The 20,982-nt window shown below is 57.4% G+C and carries 20 protein-coding genes; all 20 read left to right on the top strand.

Features of this window, described 5'->3' with window-relative positions; translation table 11 throughout:
• Positions 1 to 21: 21 nt before the first annotated feature.
• The 20 genes from atzF (at position 22) to B9Z42_RS10970 (ending at position 20,978) form a co-directional block, all read left to right on the top strand.
• Positions 22 to 1,779: an allophanate hydrolase gene (atzF, locus tag B9Z42_RS11065; protein WP_255408002.1), complete on the top strand. Its 1,758-nt coding sequence runs from the start codon at positions 22 to 24 to the stop codon at positions 1,777 to 1,779.
• Between the two features lie 41 nt (positions 1,780 to 1,820).
• On the top strand, positions 1,821 to 2,840 hold the full coding sequence (locus B9Z42_RS11060) for an ABC transporter substrate-binding protein (RefSeq protein WP_100133450.1): 1,020 nt from the start codon (positions 1,821 to 1,823) through the stop codon (positions 2,838 to 2,840).
• 111 nt (positions 2,841 to 2,951) lie between these two features.
• Positions 2,952 to 3,686, top strand: coding sequence for an ABC transporter permease (locus B9Z42_RS11055; RefSeq protein WP_369806871.1), 735 nt, complete (start codon positions 2,952 to 2,954; stop codon positions 3,684 to 3,686).
• Positions 3,687 to 3,688: 2 nt separating this feature from the next.
• A complete protein-coding gene (locus B9Z42_RS11050; protein WP_100133449.1) occupies positions 3,689 to 4,510 on the top strand; it encodes an ABC transporter ATP-binding protein in 822 nt (273 codons plus the stop codon).
• A complete protein-coding gene (locus tag B9Z42_RS11045) occupies positions 4,507 to 4,698 on the top strand; it encodes an AtzG-like protein (protein ID WP_100133448.1) in 192 nt (63 codons plus the stop codon). The genes B9Z42_RS11050 and B9Z42_RS11045 overlap by 4 nt, the downstream gene beginning before the upstream one ends.
• A gap of 2 nt (positions 4,699 to 4,700) precedes the next feature.
• Entirely contained in the window at positions 4,701 to 6,098 is a 1,398-nt protein-coding gene (locus B9Z42_RS11040) for an AtzE family amidohydrolase (RefSeq protein WP_100133447.1), read from the top strand.
• Positions 6,099 to 6,473: an oxalurate catabolism protein HpxZ gene (gene hpxZ, locus B9Z42_RS11035; RefSeq protein ID WP_100133446.1), complete on the top strand. Its 375-nt coding sequence runs from the start codon at positions 6,099 to 6,101 to the stop codon at positions 6,471 to 6,473.
• On the top strand, positions 6,470 to 7,171 hold the full coding sequence (locus B9Z42_RS11030; RefSeq protein WP_100133445.1) for a GntR family transcriptional regulator: 702 nt from the start codon (positions 6,470 to 6,472) through the stop codon (positions 7,169 to 7,171). Before hpxZ ends, B9Z42_RS11030 begins: the two co-directional genes overlap by 4 nt.
• A gap of 241 nt (positions 7,172 to 7,412) precedes the next feature.
• Complete coding sequence (locus B9Z42_RS11025; RefSeq protein WP_100133444.1) at positions 7,413 to 9,026, top strand: ABC transporter substrate-binding protein; 1,614 nt, start codon at positions 7,413 to 7,415, stop codon at positions 9,024 to 9,026.
• Positions 9,027 to 9,980 (top strand): ABC transporter permease, encoded by a 954-nt coding sequence (locus B9Z42_RS11020; protein WP_100133443.1) that lies wholly within the window; start codon positions 9,027 to 9,029, stop codon positions 9,978 to 9,980.
• Between the two features lie 9 nt (positions 9,981 to 9,989).
• On the top strand, positions 9,990 to 10,856 hold the full coding sequence (locus B9Z42_RS11015; protein ID WP_100133442.1) for an ABC transporter permease: 867 nt from the start codon (positions 9,990 to 9,992) through the stop codon (positions 10,854 to 10,856).
• The gene (locus B9Z42_RS11010; protein WP_100133441.1) at positions 10,853 to 11,920 is read left to right on the top strand and encodes an ABC transporter ATP-binding protein; all 1,068 of its coding nucleotides are present in this window, start codon (positions 10,853 to 10,855) and stop codon (positions 11,918 to 11,920) included. The genes B9Z42_RS11015 and B9Z42_RS11010 overlap by 4 nt, the downstream gene beginning before the upstream one ends.
• The gene (locus B9Z42_RS11005) at positions 11,917 to 12,894 is read left to right on the top strand and encodes an ABC transporter ATP-binding protein (RefSeq protein ID WP_100133440.1); all 978 of its coding nucleotides are present in this window, start codon (positions 11,917 to 11,919) and stop codon (positions 12,892 to 12,894) included. Before B9Z42_RS11010 ends, B9Z42_RS11005 begins: the two co-directional genes overlap by 4 nt.
• Complete coding sequence (locus tag B9Z42_RS11000; protein WP_233203613.1) at positions 12,858 to 13,577, top strand: GntR family transcriptional regulator; 720 nt, start codon at positions 12,858 to 12,860, stop codon at positions 13,575 to 13,577. Before B9Z42_RS11005 ends, B9Z42_RS11000 begins: the two co-directional genes overlap by 37 nt.
• Positions 13,574 to 15,166 carry a gamma-glutamyltransferase gene (gene ggt, locus B9Z42_RS10995; protein ID WP_100133438.1) on the top strand — a complete coding sequence of 531 codons (1,593 nt, stop codon included), beginning with the start codon at positions 13,574 to 13,576 and terminating at the stop codon, positions 15,164 to 15,166. The genes B9Z42_RS11000 and ggt overlap by 4 nt, the downstream gene beginning before the upstream one ends.
• 95 nt (positions 15,167 to 15,261) lie before the next feature.
• On the top strand, positions 15,262 to 16,506 hold the full coding sequence (locus B9Z42_RS10990; RefSeq protein WP_100133437.1) for an efflux RND transporter periplasmic adaptor subunit: 1,245 nt from the start codon (positions 15,262 to 15,264) through the stop codon (positions 16,504 to 16,506).
• A 2-nt stretch (positions 16,507 to 16,508) separates the two neighbouring features.
• Positions 16,509 to 17,771: an ABC transporter permease gene (locus B9Z42_RS10985; protein WP_199172043.1), complete on the top strand. Its 1,263-nt coding sequence runs from the start codon at positions 16,509 to 16,511 to the stop codon at positions 17,769 to 17,771.
• Positions 17,764 to 18,480 (top strand): ABC transporter ATP-binding protein, encoded by a 717-nt coding sequence (locus tag B9Z42_RS10980; protein ID WP_100133435.1) that lies wholly within the window; start codon positions 17,764 to 17,766, stop codon positions 18,478 to 18,480. The genes B9Z42_RS10985 and B9Z42_RS10980 overlap by 8 nt, the downstream gene beginning before the upstream one ends.
• Positions 18,481 to 18,611: 131 nt before the next feature.
• Positions 18,612 to 20,045 carry an aldehyde dehydrogenase family protein gene (locus B9Z42_RS10975; RefSeq protein WP_100133434.1) on the top strand — a complete coding sequence of 478 codons (1,434 nt, stop codon included), beginning with the start codon at positions 18,612 to 18,614 and terminating at the stop codon, positions 20,043 to 20,045.
• Between the two features lie 18 nt (positions 20,046 to 20,063).
• Complete coding sequence (locus B9Z42_RS10970; RefSeq protein ID WP_369806870.1) at positions 20,064 to 20,978, top strand: NAD(P)-dependent oxidoreductase; 915 nt, start codon at positions 20,064 to 20,066, stop codon at positions 20,976 to 20,978.
• Positions 20,979 to 20,982 lie beyond the last annotated feature (4 nt).

Below are 20,982 nucleotides of genomic sequence, written 5' to 3'. Positions count from 1 at the left end.
GCGTTCGATCTTGAATACAAGATGGGATGCACAAAAATGGTGTCACAGCAATTCACAGGGATCACACGTCGCGCAGATGAAGCGCTGGTACATGTTGGCGATGCTGCATGGATCACGCGCGTGGCACGCGCGGAGAGCGCACAGGGCAAGATGTCTTCGCCAAGCCGGGGGCCCCTACAAGGCCTTCGCTTCGCCGTCAAAGACAACATCGATGTGTTGGGCTTAACCACCACGGCGGCATGTCCCACATTTGCTTATATAGCGCCTGAAGATGCACAGGTGGTGCGTCGCTTGCTAGAGGCTGGCGCAGTTCTAGAAGGCAAAGCCAACCTCGATCAATTCGCCTGCGGGCTCAACGGTACGCGCTCGCCGTATGGCGCTGTGCCCAATGCGTTCAATCCAGCTTATGTGTCGGGTGGTTCGAGTTCCGGCTCCGCCTATGTGGTGGCTACGGGTCAGGTGGACTTTGCATTGGGCACCGACACCGCAGGCTCTGGCCGCGTGCCAGCAGGGCTGAACAACATCGTGGGGTTGAAGCCATCGCGTGGTTTGATGTCTGCGCGAGGTGTGGTGCCCGCGGCACAAAACGTGGACTGTGTGTCGATCTTGGCGCGCACGGTATCTGTCGCGGCACACGTATTGGGTGCCTGCATGGGCTATGACGAGGCTGACCCGTTTTCGCAGCGCGTCGCAATGGCGTTCCAGCCATTCCCATCCGCCTTTCGATTTGGCGTGCCCAATGCGTTGAACTTTTTTGGTGATGCTTTGGCCGAAGCTGCCTTCGCGCAAGCCATTCAAAACCTCACGCGTTTAGGTGGCCAAGCCGTCACCATCGATTACGCACCTTTGTCGCAAGCGGCCAACATGCTCTACGAGAGCGCGTTGGTGAGTCAACGTTACGCCGCGATTCAAACGTTCTTTGATGCGCACGAAGCAGAAGTCGTCGAACCCGTGCGCAGCATCATCGCCAAAGGTCGTCAGTACAGCGCGGCAGACTACATCCACGCAGAGATCGAACTCAAGCGCCTTGAAAAACAAGCCGAACGCATGTGGCAACACATGGACGTGTTGCTCGTGCCCACTGCGCCCACGCATTACACGATCGCCCAAATGCAGGCTGACCCTGTGGTGTGTAACCGCAACTTGGGGCAATACACCAACTTCGTCAATTTGTTTGACTACGCCGCGCTGTCTGTGCCCAGCCAAATTCGCCCTGATGGGTTGCCGTTTGGCATCACCTTGATTGGCCGTGCAGGCAGTGATTGGCAATTGGCCGACTTAGGCCAGCGCTACCACCACGCGACCGGCTTGCTGCAAGGTGCCACCGATGTGCCATTGCCTGAGCCGCGTGCCATGGCCGAGTTGCAAACGCCAGCCACCGTTCGCGTGGCCGTGGTCGGGGCGCACCTGAGTGGCATGCCTTTGAATACACAGCTGACCGAACGCGGTGCGCGATTGGTAGGCCCCGCGCACACGGCACCCGACTACCGTTTCTTTGCCTTGCCCAACGCACATCCGCCTAAGCCTGGCTTGTTGCGTGTTCAGGCAGGGCAGGGGGCACCCATCGCTTTGGAAATTTGGGAAATGCCCGTGGCCCATTACGGCTCGTTTGTGGCCTTGATTCCAGCGCCGCTGGGCATTGGCACTTTGCAACTCGCGGATGGCACCACCGTTCAGGGCTTTCTGTGTGAGCCTCAAGCCTTGATCGGCGCCACAGACATCACAGATTTCGGCGGTTGGCGCGCTTACATCACCAGTCTTACCAAAACTTCCACCTGATTTTTCATTCACTTTTTTTCATCCACGTCTAGGAGCTTTTCATGACTGCCAACCTCAACACCACAGACACCCAAGTCACCACCTCTCGACGCAAGCTGTTGCAAGCCGGTGCAGCCACGGCTGCGTTGGGCGTGTTCGGCGCCCCTGCGATCGTGCGTGCGCAAAGCGCCCCCAAGATTCGCATTGGCTACTGGCCCATTGCAGCAGGCTTGCCCTTTTATGCCGCGTTGGAAAAAGGCTATTTCAAAGAAGCCGGGCTGGACGTGGAGGGCATCAAGTTCGCCGGTGCCGCACAGATCATGGAGGCCATGTTGGCCGGGCGTTGTGATGGCAGTGCCAACGGCACCGGATCGGCCAACTTGGCCATTGGTGAATTGGCCGCGCCCGGCACCTTTAAAATCTTCGCCTCGAATCCCAGCAACGCGACACATGTGTTGGACGAGTTCCTGGTGCCCTTGGCCAGCCCTGTCAAAACGATGGCGGAGCTCAAAGGCAAAAAAGTGGCGTCCGGCCCCGGCATTCAAAATTTGACCTTGGCCCGAACTGTTTTAGAGCGTGCGGGTGCTACGGGTGCCACGGTCATCGAGTTGCCGATCAGCCAACACGTTGCGGCGTTGGCAGCAGGCCAAGTTGATGCCGTGTACACCTTGGAGCCCACGGGCACGATTGGTCGCTTGAACAACACCACTCGCGTGTTGGAGGCGGGCGTGATTTCTAAATACATCTTGGGCGATGCGATGGCGCCTTGGTTTGGTGGCTCTGCGTCATTGACCGCCGAGTTTGTGAAGAAGTACCCCGTTGAAACGAAGAAGTTTGTCACCGCGTATGCCAAAGGCATTGCCTATGTGCGCAGCAATGGTGCGGAGTCTCGCCAATACCTCAAGGGCTACACCGCCATCGAAGGTGCGTTGACTGCCGAGGTGCCCATGGCCGCTTACACCATGTACAACGAGTTCACGGCCAAGGACATTGCGTACTTCCAGAAGTTCTTTGACTTGTTCTCAGACAAGGGCATCTTCCCCTCGCGTCTGTTGGTCGACTCCATGCTCTACAAAGGCTAAACCATGCACGAAGCCTCCACTGCTGTCTTCATGAACGCCGCACAAAAGGGCTTGGCGTCGCCCGTGCCAAACGTGGTTCCAACGGTCAGCCGATGGAGCCCATGGCGCTTGATGCCGATGCTGGGCCCCTTGGTGTTGTTCATCATTTGGGATCTGGTGGTGCGCTTCAAGCTGATACCGCCCATCTTGTTGCCCTCACCATGGACCACGCTCAGCACGCTGTTCGTGGGCATGGCGGGTGGCAGCTTGTCGGGCGACTTCGCCTACACCTTGATCCGCACCTTAGAGGCTTTTTTGATTGCCGCTGTGGTGGGGGTGCCTGTCGGGGTGTTGCTCGGCAGCAATGAGCGGGCTTACCGCAGCGTGGAGTTTGTGATTGACTTCTTTCGCTCCACACCATCGTCGGCGTTGATCCCCTTGTTCTTGATGATCTTTGGTGTGTCTGACATCAACAAGGTGGCCATTGCTGCATTCGGTGCGCTGCTGATTGTGTTGTTCAACAGCGCCTATGGCGTGATCAATGCGCGCAAGCAACGCGTCATGGCTGCGAAAGTGATGGGGGCCACGCGTTGGCAAATCTTCAAAGATGTGCTGATTTGGGAAAGCTTGCAACCCACGTTTGTGGGCTTGCGCAGCGCGGTGTCGATGTCCTTGGTGATTGTCATCGTTGCTGAGATGTTCATTGGCTCTGAGCGTGGCTTGGGCCACCGCATCATCGACTCGCAGCAGGTGATGAATGTGCGTGACATGTATGCCTCCATCTTGGCGGCAGGCGCTTTGGGCTATGTGCTGAATATTGTGTTTTTGGTGCTTGAAAAACGCATCGTCCATTGGAGTGGAAGATAACTATGAGCGTCGTCCTCAACCCCATGATGGCACCCGATCCATTACCCGCACCTTTTGTGCCGGGTCCTGCGGGCACCCACATCACCATCCGCAACATGACCAAGTACTTTGCGGGTTGGCCGCTGTATGAGAATTTCAACTTGGACATTCCCAAGAACAAGATCGTCTCGGTATTTGGCCCCAACGGTTGCGGCAAGAGCACCTTGATCAACATGATCGCGGGCTTGATTCCGATCGACAGTGGTGAGATTTTGTTTGATGGCAAATCATTGAGCGAAACCAAAATTGGTTATGTGTTCCAAAACTACCGCGAAGCCATGTTCCCGTGGATGCGCACCATCGACAACATCGCTTATCCGCTGAAGCTGGAAGGCAAGTCCAAAGCCGAAGTGGCGCAGCGCATGGACGAGTTGGTGGCTTCGTTCGATGTGAAGTTTGACCTCAACCGCTACCCGTATGAGTTGTCGGGCGGCCAGCAGCAAACGGCCTCCATCATGCGGGCCTTGGCCCCCAAGCCCGAAGTGCTGTTTTTGGATGAGCCGTTTTCTGCGTTGGACTTTGAGATGACTTTGTTCATCCGTGAAAAACTGCAAGACGTCTTCATGCAAACCGGCACCACCATGTTGCTGGTGTCGCATGACTTGGAAGAGGCCGTGTATTTGGCAGACCAGATTTTGTTGCTCACCAAGCGGCCCACCCAAGTGGCGGAAATTTTGGATTACAACGATGCGCGTCCCCGCACCATCGAAACACTGACGCAACCCAGCTTCATCGATGCCAAAAAACTGAGCCTTGAAATCTTCCAACGTGAGGTGCGCAAATGACAGAGCAAGACACCTTGGCCTTTGTGCTCACCAACGCCAAGGCCCTCGGCATTCCGTTAGAGGCTGAGCGTGCAGCGCGTGTGGCTGCCCATCTGCACCGCACTGTAGCCATGGCTCAGATGTTGGAAGGTGCGCACCTCACGCCTGCCGATGAGCCCGCTGAAATCTTTTGCCCCAAGCCGCACTGACCATGGATACACAACAACTTTCCACAGAGGCCGTGGCCCAAGGCATTGCCAAGGGCCAGTTCACCGCCAGCGAGATGTTGGCGGCTTACATACAGCGCATTGAAGGAACCGATGCACAGGTCAATGCCTTCACTACGCCGTGCTTTGAACGTGCAGCGCAAGATGCCAAAGCCATCGACCAACGCCGTGCGCGGGGTGAGACCTTGCCGCCTTTGGCGGGTGTGCCTTATGCGGTGAAGAACCTGTACGACATCCAAGGCACGGTCACCTTGGCGGGGTCGACCGTGAATCAAACCAACCCACCTGCTGAAGCTGACGCCTACTTGGTGCAGCAGATGCAAGCCGCGGGTGCTGTGTTGGTGGGTGCCTTGAACATGGACGAGTTCGCCTATGGCTTCACCACTGAGAACACGCACTACGGCCCGAGTCACAACCCTCACGACCTCTCTCGCATTGCCGGTGGCTCTTCGGGCGGATCGGGCGCGGCGGTGGCAGCACGGCAAGTGCCGTTGTCGTTGGGCTCCGACACCAACGGCTCCATTCGCGTGCCCGCCTCGTTGTGTGGCGTGTGGGGCTTGAAGCCCACGTTTGGGCGCTTGTCACGGCGCGGCACCTATCCGTTCGTGCACAGCATTGACCATCTCGGGCCGTTTGCCGATTCGCTGCCAGGCTTGGGCTTGGCTTATGACGCCTTGCAAGGGGTGGATGCGCTTGACCCAGGCTGCCACGCCAAACGTGTGGAGCCCGTGTCCTCGACCTTGCACCAAGGCCTGCATGGCTTGCGCATCGGTGTGTTGGATGGCTACTTTCACGACTTCGAGACCGCACCCGCACGACAGGTGGTGCAAGACGCCGCCCATGCTCTGGGGGTGACGCAAACAGTGGCTTGGCCCGAAGCCGCCATGGCCCGTGCGGCGGCCTTCATCATCACGGCCAGCGAAGGCGGGCAGTTGCACCTGGACCATTTGCGCACACAGGCGGATGCGATGGAGCCTTTGTCGGTCGATCGCTTCATTGCGGGTGCATTACAGCCCGCGGCTTGGTATGTGCAGGCGCAGCGCTTTCGACGCGTGTACCGCGAGAAAGTGAATGCCTTGTTTGAAGATTGGGATGTGTTGTTGACACCCGCCACACCCGTGAGTGCAACCACGATTGGCACCGAATGGCTGGACCTGAACGGTCAAAAATTGCCCAGTCGTGCGGCGATGGGTTTGCTCACGCAACCCATTTCATTCGCAGGCTGCCCAGTGGTGGTGGCACCGATGTGGCCCAACGGCACCGAGGGTATGCCCATTGGCGTGCAAGTGATTGCCGCGCCTTGGCGTGAAGAGGCTGCATTTCGTGTGGCTCACGTGTTGTCGCAAAGTGGTGCGGCCGGTTTGAAGAAAGTGGGGTTTTAAATGGACATCAACTTACCCGAGGTGGTCGCTGAGGTCAGTGCGGCCTTTGAGCGCTACGAACATGCCTTGGTGCACAACGAGGTGGAGGTGTTGGATGAGCTGTTTCACAACAGCCCGCACACCTTGCGTTACGGTGCGACCGAGAATTTGGTTGGCTATGACGCTATCAAAGAGTTTCGCGCCAGCCGACCCTCGCAAGGTTTGCAGCGCGAGCGCATGAACACCGTCATCACCACCTATGGCCAAGACTTCGCCACGGCCAACACCGAATTTCGGAGGGTGGGCAGCGAACGGACCGGCCGCCAAAGCCAAACATGGGTGCGCACGCCTGAAGGTTGGCGCGTGGTGGCCGCACACGTCAGCCTGTTGGCATGAGTGCCAAGCATCCGGTGCGTGACCCTTCGCGCGCGGATGCGGTGTACGCGCAACTCAAGCGCGACATTTCAGAATTTCGGTGGTTGCCGGGCGACCGCTTCACCGAGATGGAAGTGTGTGATCGACATCAGGTGTCGCGCACGCCGGTTCGGCAAGCGCTGTTTCGTCTGCAGCAAGAAGGCTTTGTGGATGTGCACTTTCGCAGTGGCTGGGAAGTCAAGCCGTTTGACTTTGAAAAGTTCGACCACCTCTACGATTTACGCATCGTGATTGAAACCACGGCCGTACAACGCTTGTGCCAGCCCGAAGCACACGCTGTCGATCTGAGGGTGTTGGCTGAACAAGCCAGCATTTGGATGGTGGACGAGCACGCGCGGTGCACCGACCGTGCGTGCGTGGCGCAATGGGACGAGGCGTTTCATATGGCTTTGGTGCAAGCCTGTGGCAACCCAGAAATGCAGCGCGTGCACCGTGAGATCAGTGAGCGCATTCGCAGCGTGCGCCGTCTGGACTTCACCTTGCAAGACCGCATCCAAGCTACGTACGTCGAACATGCGCGAATTTTGCAGGCGGTGCTGACGCAGCAAGCCGATGCCGTCAAAGCCTTGCTGACCGCGCACATTCAAACCAGTCAGTCGCAGGTGCGCAACATCACCTTGCACCAAATACAACAAGCTCGGCGATTGACGGCCGACTGATGGGGGCTGTGCATTGCACACAACTTGTGTGCAATGCACGCGAATGGTGAGCTCTTTTGGTGCGCTTGCATGCAAGGTGGTCCTTGCACCTCAATCAACTATTTCTAATTTTGAAGCGTGTTGCTGTGCAATCTTAAAAAAACGTTTTGAAATCAAGGCTCTGCAAAAAACATCAGAAAAATGCACGTGTTGGCACGTTGCATGCAATCCATGAAGTGTTCTTTTCACATTGGAGCCCTTCATGCAATCTGTTCACAAGCAACTTCCTCGATGGCTGGTCGCTTTACCCATGGCCCTGCTTCTGCACACCGGTTTGCATGCAGAGACTGTGGCGCGTTACGGCATCTCCATGGCCGACATTCCGCTGACCACGGGGCAGCCAGATCGTGGTGCCGGTGCTTACCAATTCACGGGCCACACCTTGTATGACCCACTCGTCGCGTGGGAGGCCAACATCGGCACCCGTCCTGGCAAGTTGGTGCCTGGCTTGGCCAGTGCTTGGAAGGTCGATGCCAAAGACAACAAGAAATGGCTGTTCACCCTCCGTAAAGGTGTGAAGTTCCACGATGGTTCCGAGCTCAAAGCTGACGCCGTGGTGTGGAACTTAGACAAAGTCCTGGCCGACAAGTCGCCCCAATTTGACGCCAAGCAAAGTGCCCAAGTACGCCCCCGTATTCCGTCGATTGCGTCGTACCGCGTGGTGGATGAGTACACCGTGGAGATCACCACCAAAGATGTGGATGCGCTCTTTCCGTACCAACTGCCTTGGTTCTTGATTTCGAGCCCAGCGCAGTGGGAAAAGCTGGGGCGTGATTGGAGCAAGTTGGCCAGTCAACCTTCCGGCACAGGCCCCTTCAAGCTCGATAAGTTGGTGCCACGCGAGCGCGCGGAGTTGGTCAAGAACGTGGCCTATTGGGACAAAACCCGCATGGCCAAGACCGATCGCATCATCTTGATGCCCATCCCAGACGCCATGACCCGCGCCAACGCCTTGTTGAATGGCCAGGTCGACATCATTGAAACGCCACCGCCTGATGTGCTGCCGCAACTCAAGAGCTCGGGTTTTAAGCTGGTTCAGAACGTCACGCCGCATGTGTGGCCGTATCACTTCTCCACCTTACCTGGCTCGCCCTGGACCGACATCCGCGTGCGCAAAGCCGCCAACTTGGCGATTGACCGTGAGGCGATTGTGAAGTTGCTCAATGGTTTGGCTACGCCCGCCAAAGGCCAACTCGACAGCACCAGCCCGTGGTTTGGCAAGCCATCGTTCAAGATTGGTTACGACGTCAAAACGGCCAAAGCTTTGATGGCGCAAGCCGGCTATAGCCCTGCCAAACCGCTCAAAGCCAAAGTCATCATCGCGCAGGGTGGGACTGGGCAAATGTTGTCTTTGCCCATGAATGAGTTCATCCAGCAAAGCTTGGCCGAGGTGGGTATTCAGCTGGAGTTTGAAGTGGTTGAGCTGGAAAACTTGTACCTGCACTGGCGCAACGGTGCCAAGGCGGAGATGAACGCTGGCAAGGGCATCAGCGCCATCAACTTGGGCTACGTCACCGCCGATCCGTTCTATGCCATCACGCGCTTTGTGGACAGCCGTTACATCGCGCCCAACGGTGTGAACTGGGGTGGTTACAACAACCCCAAAGTGGACGGTGCGATTGACACCATCCGCAAGAATTTCGACACCAAGATTCAAGACAAGCTGCTCGCTGAAATTCACGAAACCATGGTCGACGAGTCTTTGATGCTGTGGGTTGTGCATGACGTGAACCCACACGCCATGTCGCCCAAGGTGCAAGAGTTTGTCCAAGCACAACACTGGTTCCAAGACCTCACCACCATTCGCATGAAATAAATGCTGACCTATATCCTCAAGCGTCTCTTGTACGCCTTACCCATCGCACTCAGCGTCACGGTGGTGTCGTTCATGTTGGTGTACTTGGCACCGGGCGATCCGCTCAACGCCATTGCCCCCGCTGACGCTCCGGCCGACGTGATCGAAGCCCTCAAAAGCGCTTATGGCTTGGACCGTCCTGTGCCTGTGCAATACGGCCTTTGGCTGTGGCGCGCACTGCAGGGCGACCTGGGCACCTCCATCGCCTCTGGGCGCTCGGTGGTGACCGAAGTCTTTGGCGCTGTTGGCAACACCTTGTTGCTGGCGGGCATTGCCTCTGGCCTAGGGGTGTTGGTGGGCTGTGTGCTCGGAGCGCTGGCGGGATACAAACATGGCAGCGGCATCGACCGTGCTGCCACGGCCTTGTCTGTGGTGGGGGTGAGCATTCCCCACTATTGGTTGGGCCTGGTGTTGACGATCATTTTTTCAACGTGGTTGGGTTGGTTTCCGGCGATGGGTGCGGGCCCCGGGGGCTCCGCCGATTGGTCGTGGGACTGGGACCACATGCGTTACTTGGTGTTGCCTGCGGTCACCTTGTCGGTGATTCCAATGGGCATCATCACCCGCACCGTGCGCGCCTTGGTGGCGGACATGTTGGAGCAAGAGTTTGTGGTGGCTTTGCGTGCCCGAGGTTTGAGCGGCATGGCGGTGTTTCGTCATGTGGCTAAAAACACGGCACCGACGGTGTTGGCCGTTGCGGGCTTGCAAGTGGGCTACCTCATGGGCGGCTCGATCTTGGTGGAGACGGTGTTTGCGTGGCCGGGCACCGGCTTCTTGTTGAATACCGCCATTTTTCAGCGTGATATGCCTTTGCTGCAAGGTACCTTGCTGGTGCTGTGCATGTTCTTTGTGGTGTTGAATTTGTTGGTGGACATCGTGCAGCCGCTGATCGACCCACGCATGGGCCGTGGTTGAGAGAACAACATGACTCCTTCAATAACCTCTATTCCTAACCGCAGCTATTGGCATGTGGTGGCGCGCCAGTTGCGCCAAGAGCCTGTGGCCATGGCGAGTGCGGTGGTGCTCTTGCTCATCATTTGTGCCGCGGTGTTTGCACCGTGGTTGGCACCGGCTGACCCGTTCAAAGCCAGCATGCTCAAACGCTTGTTGCCCATTGGCAGCCCTGGCCATTGGCTGGGTACCGATGAGTTGGGGCGCGACATGGTGACGCGCCTCATGTACGGCGGTCGCTTGTCGCTGCTGATGGGCGTGGTGCCCGTGTTCGCCGCGTTTTTGATCGGCACCAGCATTGGCCTGTTTGCGGGCTATGTGGGCGGCCGCGTGAACATGGTCATCATGCGTGTGCTTGATGTGTTTTACGCCTTTCCCTCGGTGCTGTTGGCGGTCGCCATTTCAGGTGCTCTGGGCCCCGGCATGAGCAACAGCTTGCTGGCCTTGACCTTGGTATTTGTGCCGCAGGTGGTGCGGGTGGCTGAAAGTGTGACCACCCAAGTGCGCAAGCTCGATTACATCGAAGCGGCCCGCATGAGTGGTGCGAGTTCGTTCTCCATCATTCGCGTGCATGTGTTGGGCAATGTGCTTGGCCCTGTGTTTGTGTATGCCACCGGCTTGCTGAGCGTCAGCATGATCTTGGCGTCGGGTTTGTCGTTCTTAGGGCTTGGCGTGAAACCGCCCGAGCCCGAGTGGGGCTTGATGCTCAACACCTTGCGCTCTGCGATTTACAACAACCCGTGGATTGCCGCTTTGCCCGGTGCCTTTATTTTCATGACCTCCATCGCCTTCAACTTGTTGGCTGATGGGGTTCGCTCTGCCATGGACATTCGCCGATGACAACCACTGCTTCTTCCGTGCTTGAGGTGCAAGACCGAGGTGGTCCAGCACAACCCTTGTTGGTGGTGAACGACCTCAAAAAGCACTTTCCCGTGCGTGCTGGCTTGTTCGAGCGTGAGCGCAAATTTGTGCATGCGGTCGACGGCGTCAGCTTCTCGGTGGCCAAAGGCAAGACGCTGGGCATTGTGGGTGAGTCGGGCTGCGGCAAGTCCACCACGGCCCGGCTGATCGCGGGCTTGATGCCGCCAGACAGTGGCACCTTGGTGTTTGATGGTGAAGGCGTCGCTGAGTACGGTGGCTTGGAATTGAAAGAATTTCGCCGCAATTTGCAAATGGTGTTTCAAGACTCATTTGCCTCGCTCAACCCACGATTGACCATTGTCGAGACCATCGCTTATGGCCCCCAAGTGCACGGCATGGATCAAACCACGGCCATGCAAGAGGCGCGTGCTTTGTTGGCACGTGTGGGCTTAGAGCCCGATCAGTTTGCGTCGCGTTACCCGTATGAGTTGTCGGGTGGACAACGCCAACGCGTGAACATTGCACGGGCTTTGGCCTTTCACCCGCGCTTGGTGATCTTGGACGAGGCCGTGGCGGCCTTGGATAAATCGGTGCAGGCGCAGGTGCTGAACCTGTTGCAAGAACTCAAGGCCGAGCGGCAGTTGACGTACTTGTTTATCTCGCACGACTTGCATGTGGTGCACTACATCAGCGATGAGGTGATGGTGATGTACCTCGGTCAAGTGGTGGAGCGCGGGCCTGTGGAGCGCATCTACATCCAAGCCGCACACCCTTACACGCGGGCTTTGTTGTCGGCAGTGCCGTCCATGGACCCGAGCCAACGCACCTTGCATTCACCGCTCACAGGCGACCCGCCCAACCCGATCAACCCGCCCAGCGGCTGCCGGTTTCGCGACCGTTGCAGCTTGGCGCAAGACGTGTGTGCTGCCAGCACGCCGCGCCTCATGCCTGTGGGCGAGCAGGCCGAGCACATCGTGGCCTGCCATATCAACGACGCCACATCGGGCTATGTCCATGCTGTGCGTGAGGAGGTCATCGCATGACAACGCCGCTTGTTTCGATTCAAGATTTGACGGTTGAGTTCACCGGCAACCGCAAAGCCAAAGCGCTGAACCAAGTCAGCTTTGACTTGGCGCAAGGGGAGGTGCTGGGGTTGTTGGGTGAATCAGGTTCGGGCAAAAGTGTGACTTTGCGCACCTTGCTGCGTTTGCACCCGGAGCGCACCACGCGCATGGGTGGGTCTATTCAGGTGGCGGGGCACGATGTGCTGTCTTTGCAGGGGCGAGCCTTAGACCATTACCGTGGCGGTGTGGCCTCTATGGTGTTTCAAGAGCCCGGCTTGGCGTTCGATCCGGTCTACACCATCGGTCAGCAAATGGTGGAGACCATTCGTGCCCACGATGGCGTGGACAACCGTACCGCACACCACCAAGCCCTGCAGATGCTGGAGCGCGTGCAAATTCCGCAAGCCCGCCGACGCTTTGATGCGTATCCGCACGAGTTGTCGGGCGGCATGCGTCAACGCGCCATGATTGCGTTGGCCTTGGTGTGCAAGCCCCAGCTTTTGTTGGCCGACGAGCCCACCACGGCGTTGGATGCCACGGTGCAGATTCAAATCTTGTTGCTCTTGCGTGAGCTGCAAAAAGAAACCGGTATGTCGGTGATTTTTGTCACCCACGACATTGGTGCCGCCGTCGAGGTGGCCGACCGCATTGCGGTGATGTATGCCGGTCGGATTGTGGAGATGGGGAATGTTGCGCAAGTGGTGAACCAACCGCAGCACCCTTACACACGAGGCTTGTTGGCGTCGACCGTGAGTGCCGCAGACCGAGGCAAGCCCTTGCCCGCGGTACCTGGTTCGCCGCCCGATTTGTCGAATTTACCGCCGGGCTGTAGCTTTGCTGCGCGTTGTTCACAAGCCAGTGCGCAATGCGTGGCGCAAGTGCCTGCGACGGTGCGGCAAGGTTCGTCGGCGCTGGCGTGTTGGCACCCCGTGTCTGTGCCGCAGGTGGCATGAGCATGGATGCGGCACTCAAATCGCAGGCACGCAGCCGAGGTGGCTTGGCGGACGAGGTGTCTCGCAAATTGGCAGATGACATTGCCTTGGGTGTTTTTTTGCCCGGCGAGCGTTTGGATGAAACCACGCTCGCCATGCGTTTTCAGGTGTCGCGCACGCCGGTGCGCGAAGCGTTGAAGCAGTTGGCCAGCACGGGCTTGGTGGCCAACCGGCCGAACCGAGGTTCGGTGGTGGCGGAGATGACCTCAGAGCAGTTGGACCAAATGTTTGAAGTCATCGGCGAGTTAGAAGCCACTTGCGCACGTCATGCGGCCGTGCGCATGCGCGATGCCGAACGCCAGCGCCTGTCCGAACTGCATGCCCAAAGCCGCCTCGCCATTCAGAACGAAGACGCCGATGCCTACGATGTGATCAACCGCGATTTGCACAATGTGATCATTCGCGGTTGTCACAACCCCGTGTTAATTGACATGGTGGTGGGCTTGCATCACAAAATATCCACCTTCAGACGCACGCAGTTTCGCAACATCGCGCGCATGTCGGCGTCTTACGAAGAGCACTCGGTCATTGTCGAAGCCTTGCTGGCGCGCGACGTGGTGACCTGTTACCGCGAAATGCGCGGCCATCTTTTATCAGCACGCAGCGCAGCCGCGCGCGTAACCCCTTCTTGGAGCACGGTATGAACCCCATTCTTGGTCGTCGAGGCGCAGTGGTCGCCCCCCATTCTTTGGCCTCACAAGCAGGCTTAGACATCTTGCGCGAAGGTGGCAATGCCATCGAAGCCACCATTGCGGTGGCCGCTACTTTGGCGGTGGTGTACCCGCACATGACGGGCATTGGTGGCGATGGTTTTTGGCTCATGCATGCGCCTGGGCAAGCCATGCAGTCGATTGACGCCTGTGGCGCTGCGGGTGCAGGCGTGACGCCAGCGCTGTATGGCGACATGGCCAGCATTCCTTGGCGTGGCCCTTTGGCGGCCAACACCGTGGCGGGCACCATCTCGGGTTGGGGTGCTGCCTACGCCTACAGCCAAGCGCATTGGGGCGGTAAGTTGCCGTTCGCACGCTTGTTAGAGAGTGCCATTTTTTATGCTCGGGAAGGCTTTCCGGTCACGCACAGCCAAGAGGCCAACACGCGCAACAAACTCGGCGAGTTGCAACACCAGCCCGGCTTTGCCTCTGCCTTTTTGAATGCCCAAGGCGATGTGCCGAAGTATGGCGACAGCCATGCGTTCCCCGCACTGGCAGCCACACTCACACGCTTGGCTGAAGCCGGTGCAGACGACTTTTACCGCGGTGAGTTGGCGCAGCAAATCGCCCGTGACTTGGTCGCCGTGGGCAGCCCCATCACCGCGCAAGATTTGGCCAAACACCACGCCGTGGTCAAACCCCCTTTGTCTTTGAAGTTGTCCGACGCAACCGTCTACAACATGGCACCACCTACACAAGGCTTGGCCTCGTTGTTGATCTTGGGTGTCTATGACCGCATTCGCCAAGAGGGCTGGAACCCAGACAACGTGGCCGGCATTCATGCCTTGGTGGAGGCCACCAAACAAGCTTTCATCGTGCGCGACCGTTTTGTGACCGACCCTGCCCACATGTCGATCGACCCGACTACCTTGCTCACACCAGAGGTAGTGCAACGCTTGGCCGATGCCGTGCCCACGGACAAAGCCAGTCCTTGGCCCGCGCCCAATTCGGATGGAGACACCACGTGGATGGGGGTGGTGGACGACCAAGGCCGTGCGGTCAGCATGATTCAGAGCATTTACTTTGAGTTTGGCAGCGGTGTGGTGCTGCCCGAGAGTGGCTTTTGGTGGCAAAACCGAGGCTGTTCGTTTGACTTGCAACCGGGCAAGCTGCGCAGCTTAGAACCAGGGCGTAAACCCTTTCACACCCTCAACCCAGCCATGGCCAAACTGGACGATGGCCGTTTGCTGGTCTACGGCACCATGGGCGGCGAAGGCCAGCCGCAAACACAAGCGGCGGTGTTTTCACGCTACGTGTGGGGCGGGCACAACGTGCGCTCGGCGGTGGCAGCACCGCGCTGGTTGTTGGGGCGCACGTGGGCCGAGCAAAGCACCAGCTTGAAAGTCGAGTCGCGTTACGCCGCCGATGTGGTGGAGGGCCTCAAAGCCTTGGGTCACCCCGTCGAAGTGGTGTCTGACTTTGACGAGCGCATGGGCCACGCGGGTGCTTTGGTGCTGCACCCGTCGGGCTGGATTGAAGGAGGCGAAGACCCACGCAGCGATGGGTCTGTGTCCGCCTGGTAGTGTGGGTTGCGGGGTTTGATCAACGGCTTATGAACCTACATCGCACGACGTTAGGCACAGTCTTTGTGGTTCCTGCGTCGTAACATGATTTCACCATGCCTACGCTCACCACTTTGCGCTTCTATGTTCAACGCCATGCGGGCTGGTTCCTCTTGCTCGTTGCTGCATTGGCTGGGGGCTTTTGGGGCCTACGTTACGTTTTGCAGGGGCCTGCAACACCTGTGCTTGCGGTGGTGCAACGTGACTTTGTGCAAACCGTGGTCGCAAGCGGTCATGTCGAAAGTCCGCATCGCGTTGAACTTGGGGCGCAAATTACGGGTACGGTGTTGAGAATACCCGTGGCCGAAGGCCAAAGTGTGGCGGCGGGTCAAACTTTGATTGAGCTCGAAAATACAGAACTCCAAGCCGCGTTGCATCAAGCGAAGTGGGCCGTCTTACAAGCCCAGGCTAAATTGCGCCAAGTTCATGAAGTGCAAGCGCCTGTTGGTGAGCAATTAGAGCTTCAAGCACACGCGAATCATGATGCGGCCCTGCATGCATTGCAGCGCACACAAAGCTTGTTTGACCAAGGTTTCTTGGGTCAAGCGGCCTTGGATGAGTCCAAGCGCTCAGCGTCTGTTGCCCGTGCGCAACTGGGCAGCGCCCAGCAACAACTGCGCGGAGTACGAGCAGGGGGCAGCGATTTGGCAGTAGCTGAGTCAGCCCTGTTTCAAGCGCAAGCGGGTGCTGATTTGGCCCGATCCCGCTTGCGCTATGCGCGCATTCAAGCGCCTGTTTCTGGGGCCCTCATTGTCCGCAGCGTCGAGTCCGGAGATGTGGTGCAACCGGGCAAAGTACTTATGGTGTTGTCACCTCAAGGCGAAACGCAGTTGGTGCTTCAGATGGATGAAAAGCACCTGAATCTTTTAAAGCTGGGTCAAGCTGCGTTGGCTTCAGCCGATGCGTATGCGACGCAGCAGTTTGAGGCATCGCTGGTGTTTATCAATCCGGGTGTGGATGCACAACGTGGGTCGGTTGAGGTGAAGTTGAACGTGACTCAAGCCCCTGCGTATTTGAAGCAAGACATGACCGTGTCGGTTGATATTCAAGTGGGTCAGCGTAGCCAAGCCGTGTTGGTGCCCACCGAGGCCTTACATGATTTAGTTGGTGCCTCACCTTGGGTGTTGCGCGTGGTGGATGGCCGTGCCATTCGTACACCCGTTCAATTGGGTTTGCGTACACCCGCCTTGTGTGAGGTGTTGCAAGGTTTAAAGGCGGGCGATTGGGTGATACCGACCACATCCACGCAAGTGTTGGACAAAGCCCGAGTTCACGCGGTGCCACAGCCTGCGAGGTCATGAACATGGCTACCGTTTCTGCCGAAAATTCACACGCCATTTCTCACTGGCTACCTTTCGAGTGGCTAGTGGCATTTCGTTTTTTGCGTGAAGGTCGTGTGCAAACCGCCTTCATCGTTGGCGGAGTAGCCATTGGCGTAGGCGTGATTGTCTTCATGTCTGCCTTGCTCAGTGGTTTGCAAGCCAATTTCGTCAAGCGGGTGTTGACGGGGCAAGCCCATATTCAGTTGTTGCCACCCAAAGAGGTTGTGCGCCCGCTCTATCAAGACCAAAACGATGGCGTGCACGCGCACATCTTGCAAGCCCCTCTGCAGCGACTTAAAAGCATTGACCAGTGGCAAAGCGTGGCCATACAGATTCGAGCCTTACCCGAGGTGGCTGTGGTGTCACCCGCTGTGAGCGGTTCAGCGCTGGCCTTGCGTGGGGAGGCTAACCGTGCGATCACGGTGTTGGGTGTTGAGCCTGATCTTTACTTTCGGATTGTTCCCATTCCTGAAAAAATGGCACATGGGCAAGCTCGTTTGACGGTGGGCGATATGTTGATAGGCATTGAGTTGGCCAGCGATTTAGGTGTGGGGGTGGGCGATAAATTACGCATCACGGCAGCCAATGGCAACTCGAACACATTAGTGATCAGTGGCATTTTCGATCTGGGCAACAAAGGTGCCAATACTCGTACCACCCTCGTTGCATTGCGATCTGCCCAAAGTTTGTTGGGTTTGGTTGGCGGGGTGTCCGTGCTGGATGTGACGGTACGTGATGTCTACAGTGCAGAGACGGTGGCGCGTCACATCACCGCATTGACGGGTGTTGAGGCGGACAGTTGGATCAAAACCAATGAGCAATTTTTCACCGCGGTCAGCGCTCAAACCACAGCGAACACGGCGATTCGCATCTTTGTTGGCTTGTCAGTAGCCTTCGGTATTGCCAGTGTGTTGGTTGTTTCTGTGGTGCAAAAATCGCGTGAGATTGGCATCTTGCGTGCCATGGGCATCACGCGCGGACAAATTTTGCGTGTCTTTTTATTGCAAGGTGGCTTGTTGGGTTTTGGCGGTGCATTGGCAGGGGCGCTTTTAGGCTTTGGTGGCTTGTTGTTTTGGCAATATGTGGAGCGCAATGCCGATGGCTCCGCCATGTTCGCCATGCGCTTTGAACCTAGTTTGTTCGGCATGGCGTTGTTGTTAGCCACGGTAACGGGCTTGTTGGCATCCTTTGCGCCAGCGCTACGCGCCGCACGACTTGACCCTGTGATGGCGATTCGTGGATAACCCCAAGGCGCTCGACCATGAAGCACACGTCGTGGTGCTGCGCGGAGTTTGTAAGTCTTTCAATGTGGGACAGCCCAATGAAATTGAAATTTTGCACAGCATTGATCTGACCTTGGACCGCGGTGAGTTTTGTGCCGTCATGGGTCCTTCCGGTTCTGGCAAAAGCACATTGCTTAACTTGATTGGTTTGTTGGATCGCCCGACGCAAGGCCAGTTGGCCATTCGTGGCGAGGAAACCACGCAGTTGGGCGACCAAGCTCTCACACGTTTGCGGGGGCATGCCATTGGCTTTGTGTTTCAGCATCACCATTTGCTGACGGCATTCACAGCCTTGGAAAACGTGATGATGCCCATGTTGGGGGCTGCAGGTTTCTCTAACGCTGACATCACGGCAAAAGCGATGGCTTTACTCGACAGCGTCGGGTTGCGTACTTTTTATCATCAAGCGTCTGGCAGTTTGTCAGGTGGGCAGCAGCAACGTGTGGCTGTGGCTCGAGCCCTGGCCATGAGCCCTGCGTTGTTACTTGCTGATGAACCCACAGGCAATTTAGACAGCAAAAGTGCGGATGCCGTGTTTGATCTCTTACATCGCGTGAGTCGCGACCAAGGCACCACGGTGCTGTTTGTGACGCATAACCCTGAGCTAGCTTCGCGTTGTGAAAAAACACTTCAGGTGGTCGATGGTCGGATTGTGGATGAGATGCTCTGAGCCCTTGGTCTCATCTGACCCAAACGTGTCGGCTTGCAGGTTTGTGTCTCGCCAAATGAATTAAAGTGAATGTTTTTACAAAGCGCGCCTGTTTTTAAAAACGCCGTGCCCTTGCGCAGAACCTCAGTGCTATGAAACATCACTTCATCAACAATGTTAGTGTGGCCCCCGCTTCGGGTGATTACATCGATGTGCTTGACCCTTCCGACGGCCAGACGTTTGACCACTTGGCGCGTGGCAACGCCCACGACATCGATGTGGCTGTGCAGGCGGCCCGATTTGCATTTGAGGGGGCTTGGGGCCGTTTGACGGCCACAGAGCGCGGGCGGTTGCTGCAAAAACTGTCCCAAAAAATGCTCGACAACATCGATGCGTTGACGCAGTTGGAGTCGCGTGACTGCGGCAAACCGCTCAAGCAAGCACGCGCTGACGTGACAGCTATTGCGCGTTATTTTGAGTTTTATGCGGGGGCTGCAGACAAGCTGATGGGGGAAACCATTCCCTATCAAAACGGCTACACCGTCCTCACGATTCGCGAGCCTCAAGGTGTCACCGGTCACATCATTCCGTGGAATTACCCCTTGCAAATTTTTGGGCGCAGTGTGGGAGGCTCGTTGGCGGCGGGGAACGCTTGTGTGGTTAAACCCGCGGAGGACGCCTGCTTGTCGATTTTGCGTGTGGCTGAATTGGCGGCCGAGGTGGGGTTTCCTGCAGGAGCCATCAACGTCGTCACCGGCTACGGCCATGAAGCGGGAGACGCCTTGGTGCGCCATCCGGGCATCGACCACATCTCGTTCACCGGCTCGCCCAACATTGGCAAATTGGTGGTGCAAACCGCGGCCGAGCACCACACACCCGTGACTTTGGAGTTAGGCGGCAAGTCGCCCCAAGTGGTGTTTGCCGACGCTGATTTGGAGGCGATGGTGCCAGTGGTCGTGAATGCGATTGTGCAAAACGCGGGGCAAACCTGCTCGGCGGGCAGCCGCGTGTTGGTCGAGCGCAGCGTTTATGAGGCGGTGATTGCACGACTGGCATCGGCTTTCAATGCCTTGCGCGTGGGGCCGGCTGCGATGGATTTGGATTGCGGCCCGCTGATTCGCCAAACCCAGTTGCAATGCGTGACCGCCTTTTTGGACGAAGCCAAGCGCGATGGGTTGACGGTTGCCGCAGCGGGACAAGTGGTGGTAGGCGCGCCCGAGGGCGGTTTTTACCAAGTGCCCACATTGATTCGTGATGTGCCACCCGGGCACCGCTTGGCGCAAGAAGAGGTGTTTGGCCCCGTCATTGCCATCATGCCTTTTGATGACGAAGCCCATGCCATTCAATTGGCCAACGGCACAGACTTTGGTTTGGTCGCCAGCGTCTGGACGCGTGATGGCGCACGTCAAATGCGCTTGGCGCGGCAGATGCGTGCGGGGCAAGTGTTCATCAACAACTACGGCGCAGGCGGTGGCATTGAGTTGCCCTTTGGTGGCGTCAAGGCCAGTGGCCATGGTCGTGAAAAAGGCTTTGAAGCCTTGTACAGCTTCACGGTTTTAAAGACGATTTCTATCAAACATGATTGAGTCACTGCGCCGCAGTGGATTCAGGCACATCACACCTTATTCGGAGCGACTATGAAAAAAATCGGAATGATCGGCATTGGCATGATGGGCCATGGCATTGCCAGCAATTTGCTCAAACACGGTCATAACCTGTCGGTGCTTGAACACGCTGGCAACCAGCCTTTAGACGCCTTGTTAGCAAGCGGTGTCACCACGTTCAAAACGCCTAAAACTCTGGCCAGTCATGTCGATGTGATCATCTTGTGTGTGACAGGCACACCGCAAGTGGAGGCTGTGTTGTTGGGCGAGGAGGGCGTTTTGCAGGGCATACGTCCGGGCACCATCGTGATAGATTGTTCGACCGCTGTGCCCACGTCAACCGAAAAGGTCTCGCAGCTGGTCATGGCTCAGGGTGGCTACTTTTTAGACTCACCCATGACCCGTACGCCCAAAGAGGCAGCCGAAGGGCGATTGAATTTGCTGGTCGGCGGCGATGCCAAGTTGTTTGAGGAATGCAAGCCCATCTTGTCGTGCTTCGCTGAAAACATCGTGCATGCGGGGCCTGTGGGTGCTGGGCACCGGATGAAGTTGTTGCACAACTATGTGTCGCTTGGCTCGGTGACCTTGCTCGCCGAAGCTGCGGCCTGCGCGCAATTGGCGGGTGTGAACGCCCAAACCTTCGTGGATGTGTTGGCGATGGGCGGCGGGTGGGGCGCAGCGTTAGAGCGTTTGAAACCCTTTTTAGCGAATGGCGATTCTTCGGGCTTGCGATTCAGCATGGCCAACGCTTTGAAAGATTTGAGCTATTACAACGAGATGGCCCAAGACACGCATGCGGATCGCACCGTGGCTGAGGCCATTCAGAAGACTCTCGCTGCAGCCTGTCAAGAAGGAAATCCTCAAGCCCTGTTGCCGGAGATCATCCCGCTTTTGGTGGGGCGTTCACAGCCCTAAGACG

It is taken from the genome of Limnohabitans sp. B9-3 (assembly GCF_002778325.1).
Taxonomy (GTDB): domain Bacteria; phylum Pseudomonadota; class Gammaproteobacteria; order Burkholderiales; family Burkholderiaceae_C; genus Limnohabitans; species Limnohabitans kasalickyi.
This window is presented reverse-complemented; position numbering and strand designations above follow the sequence as displayed.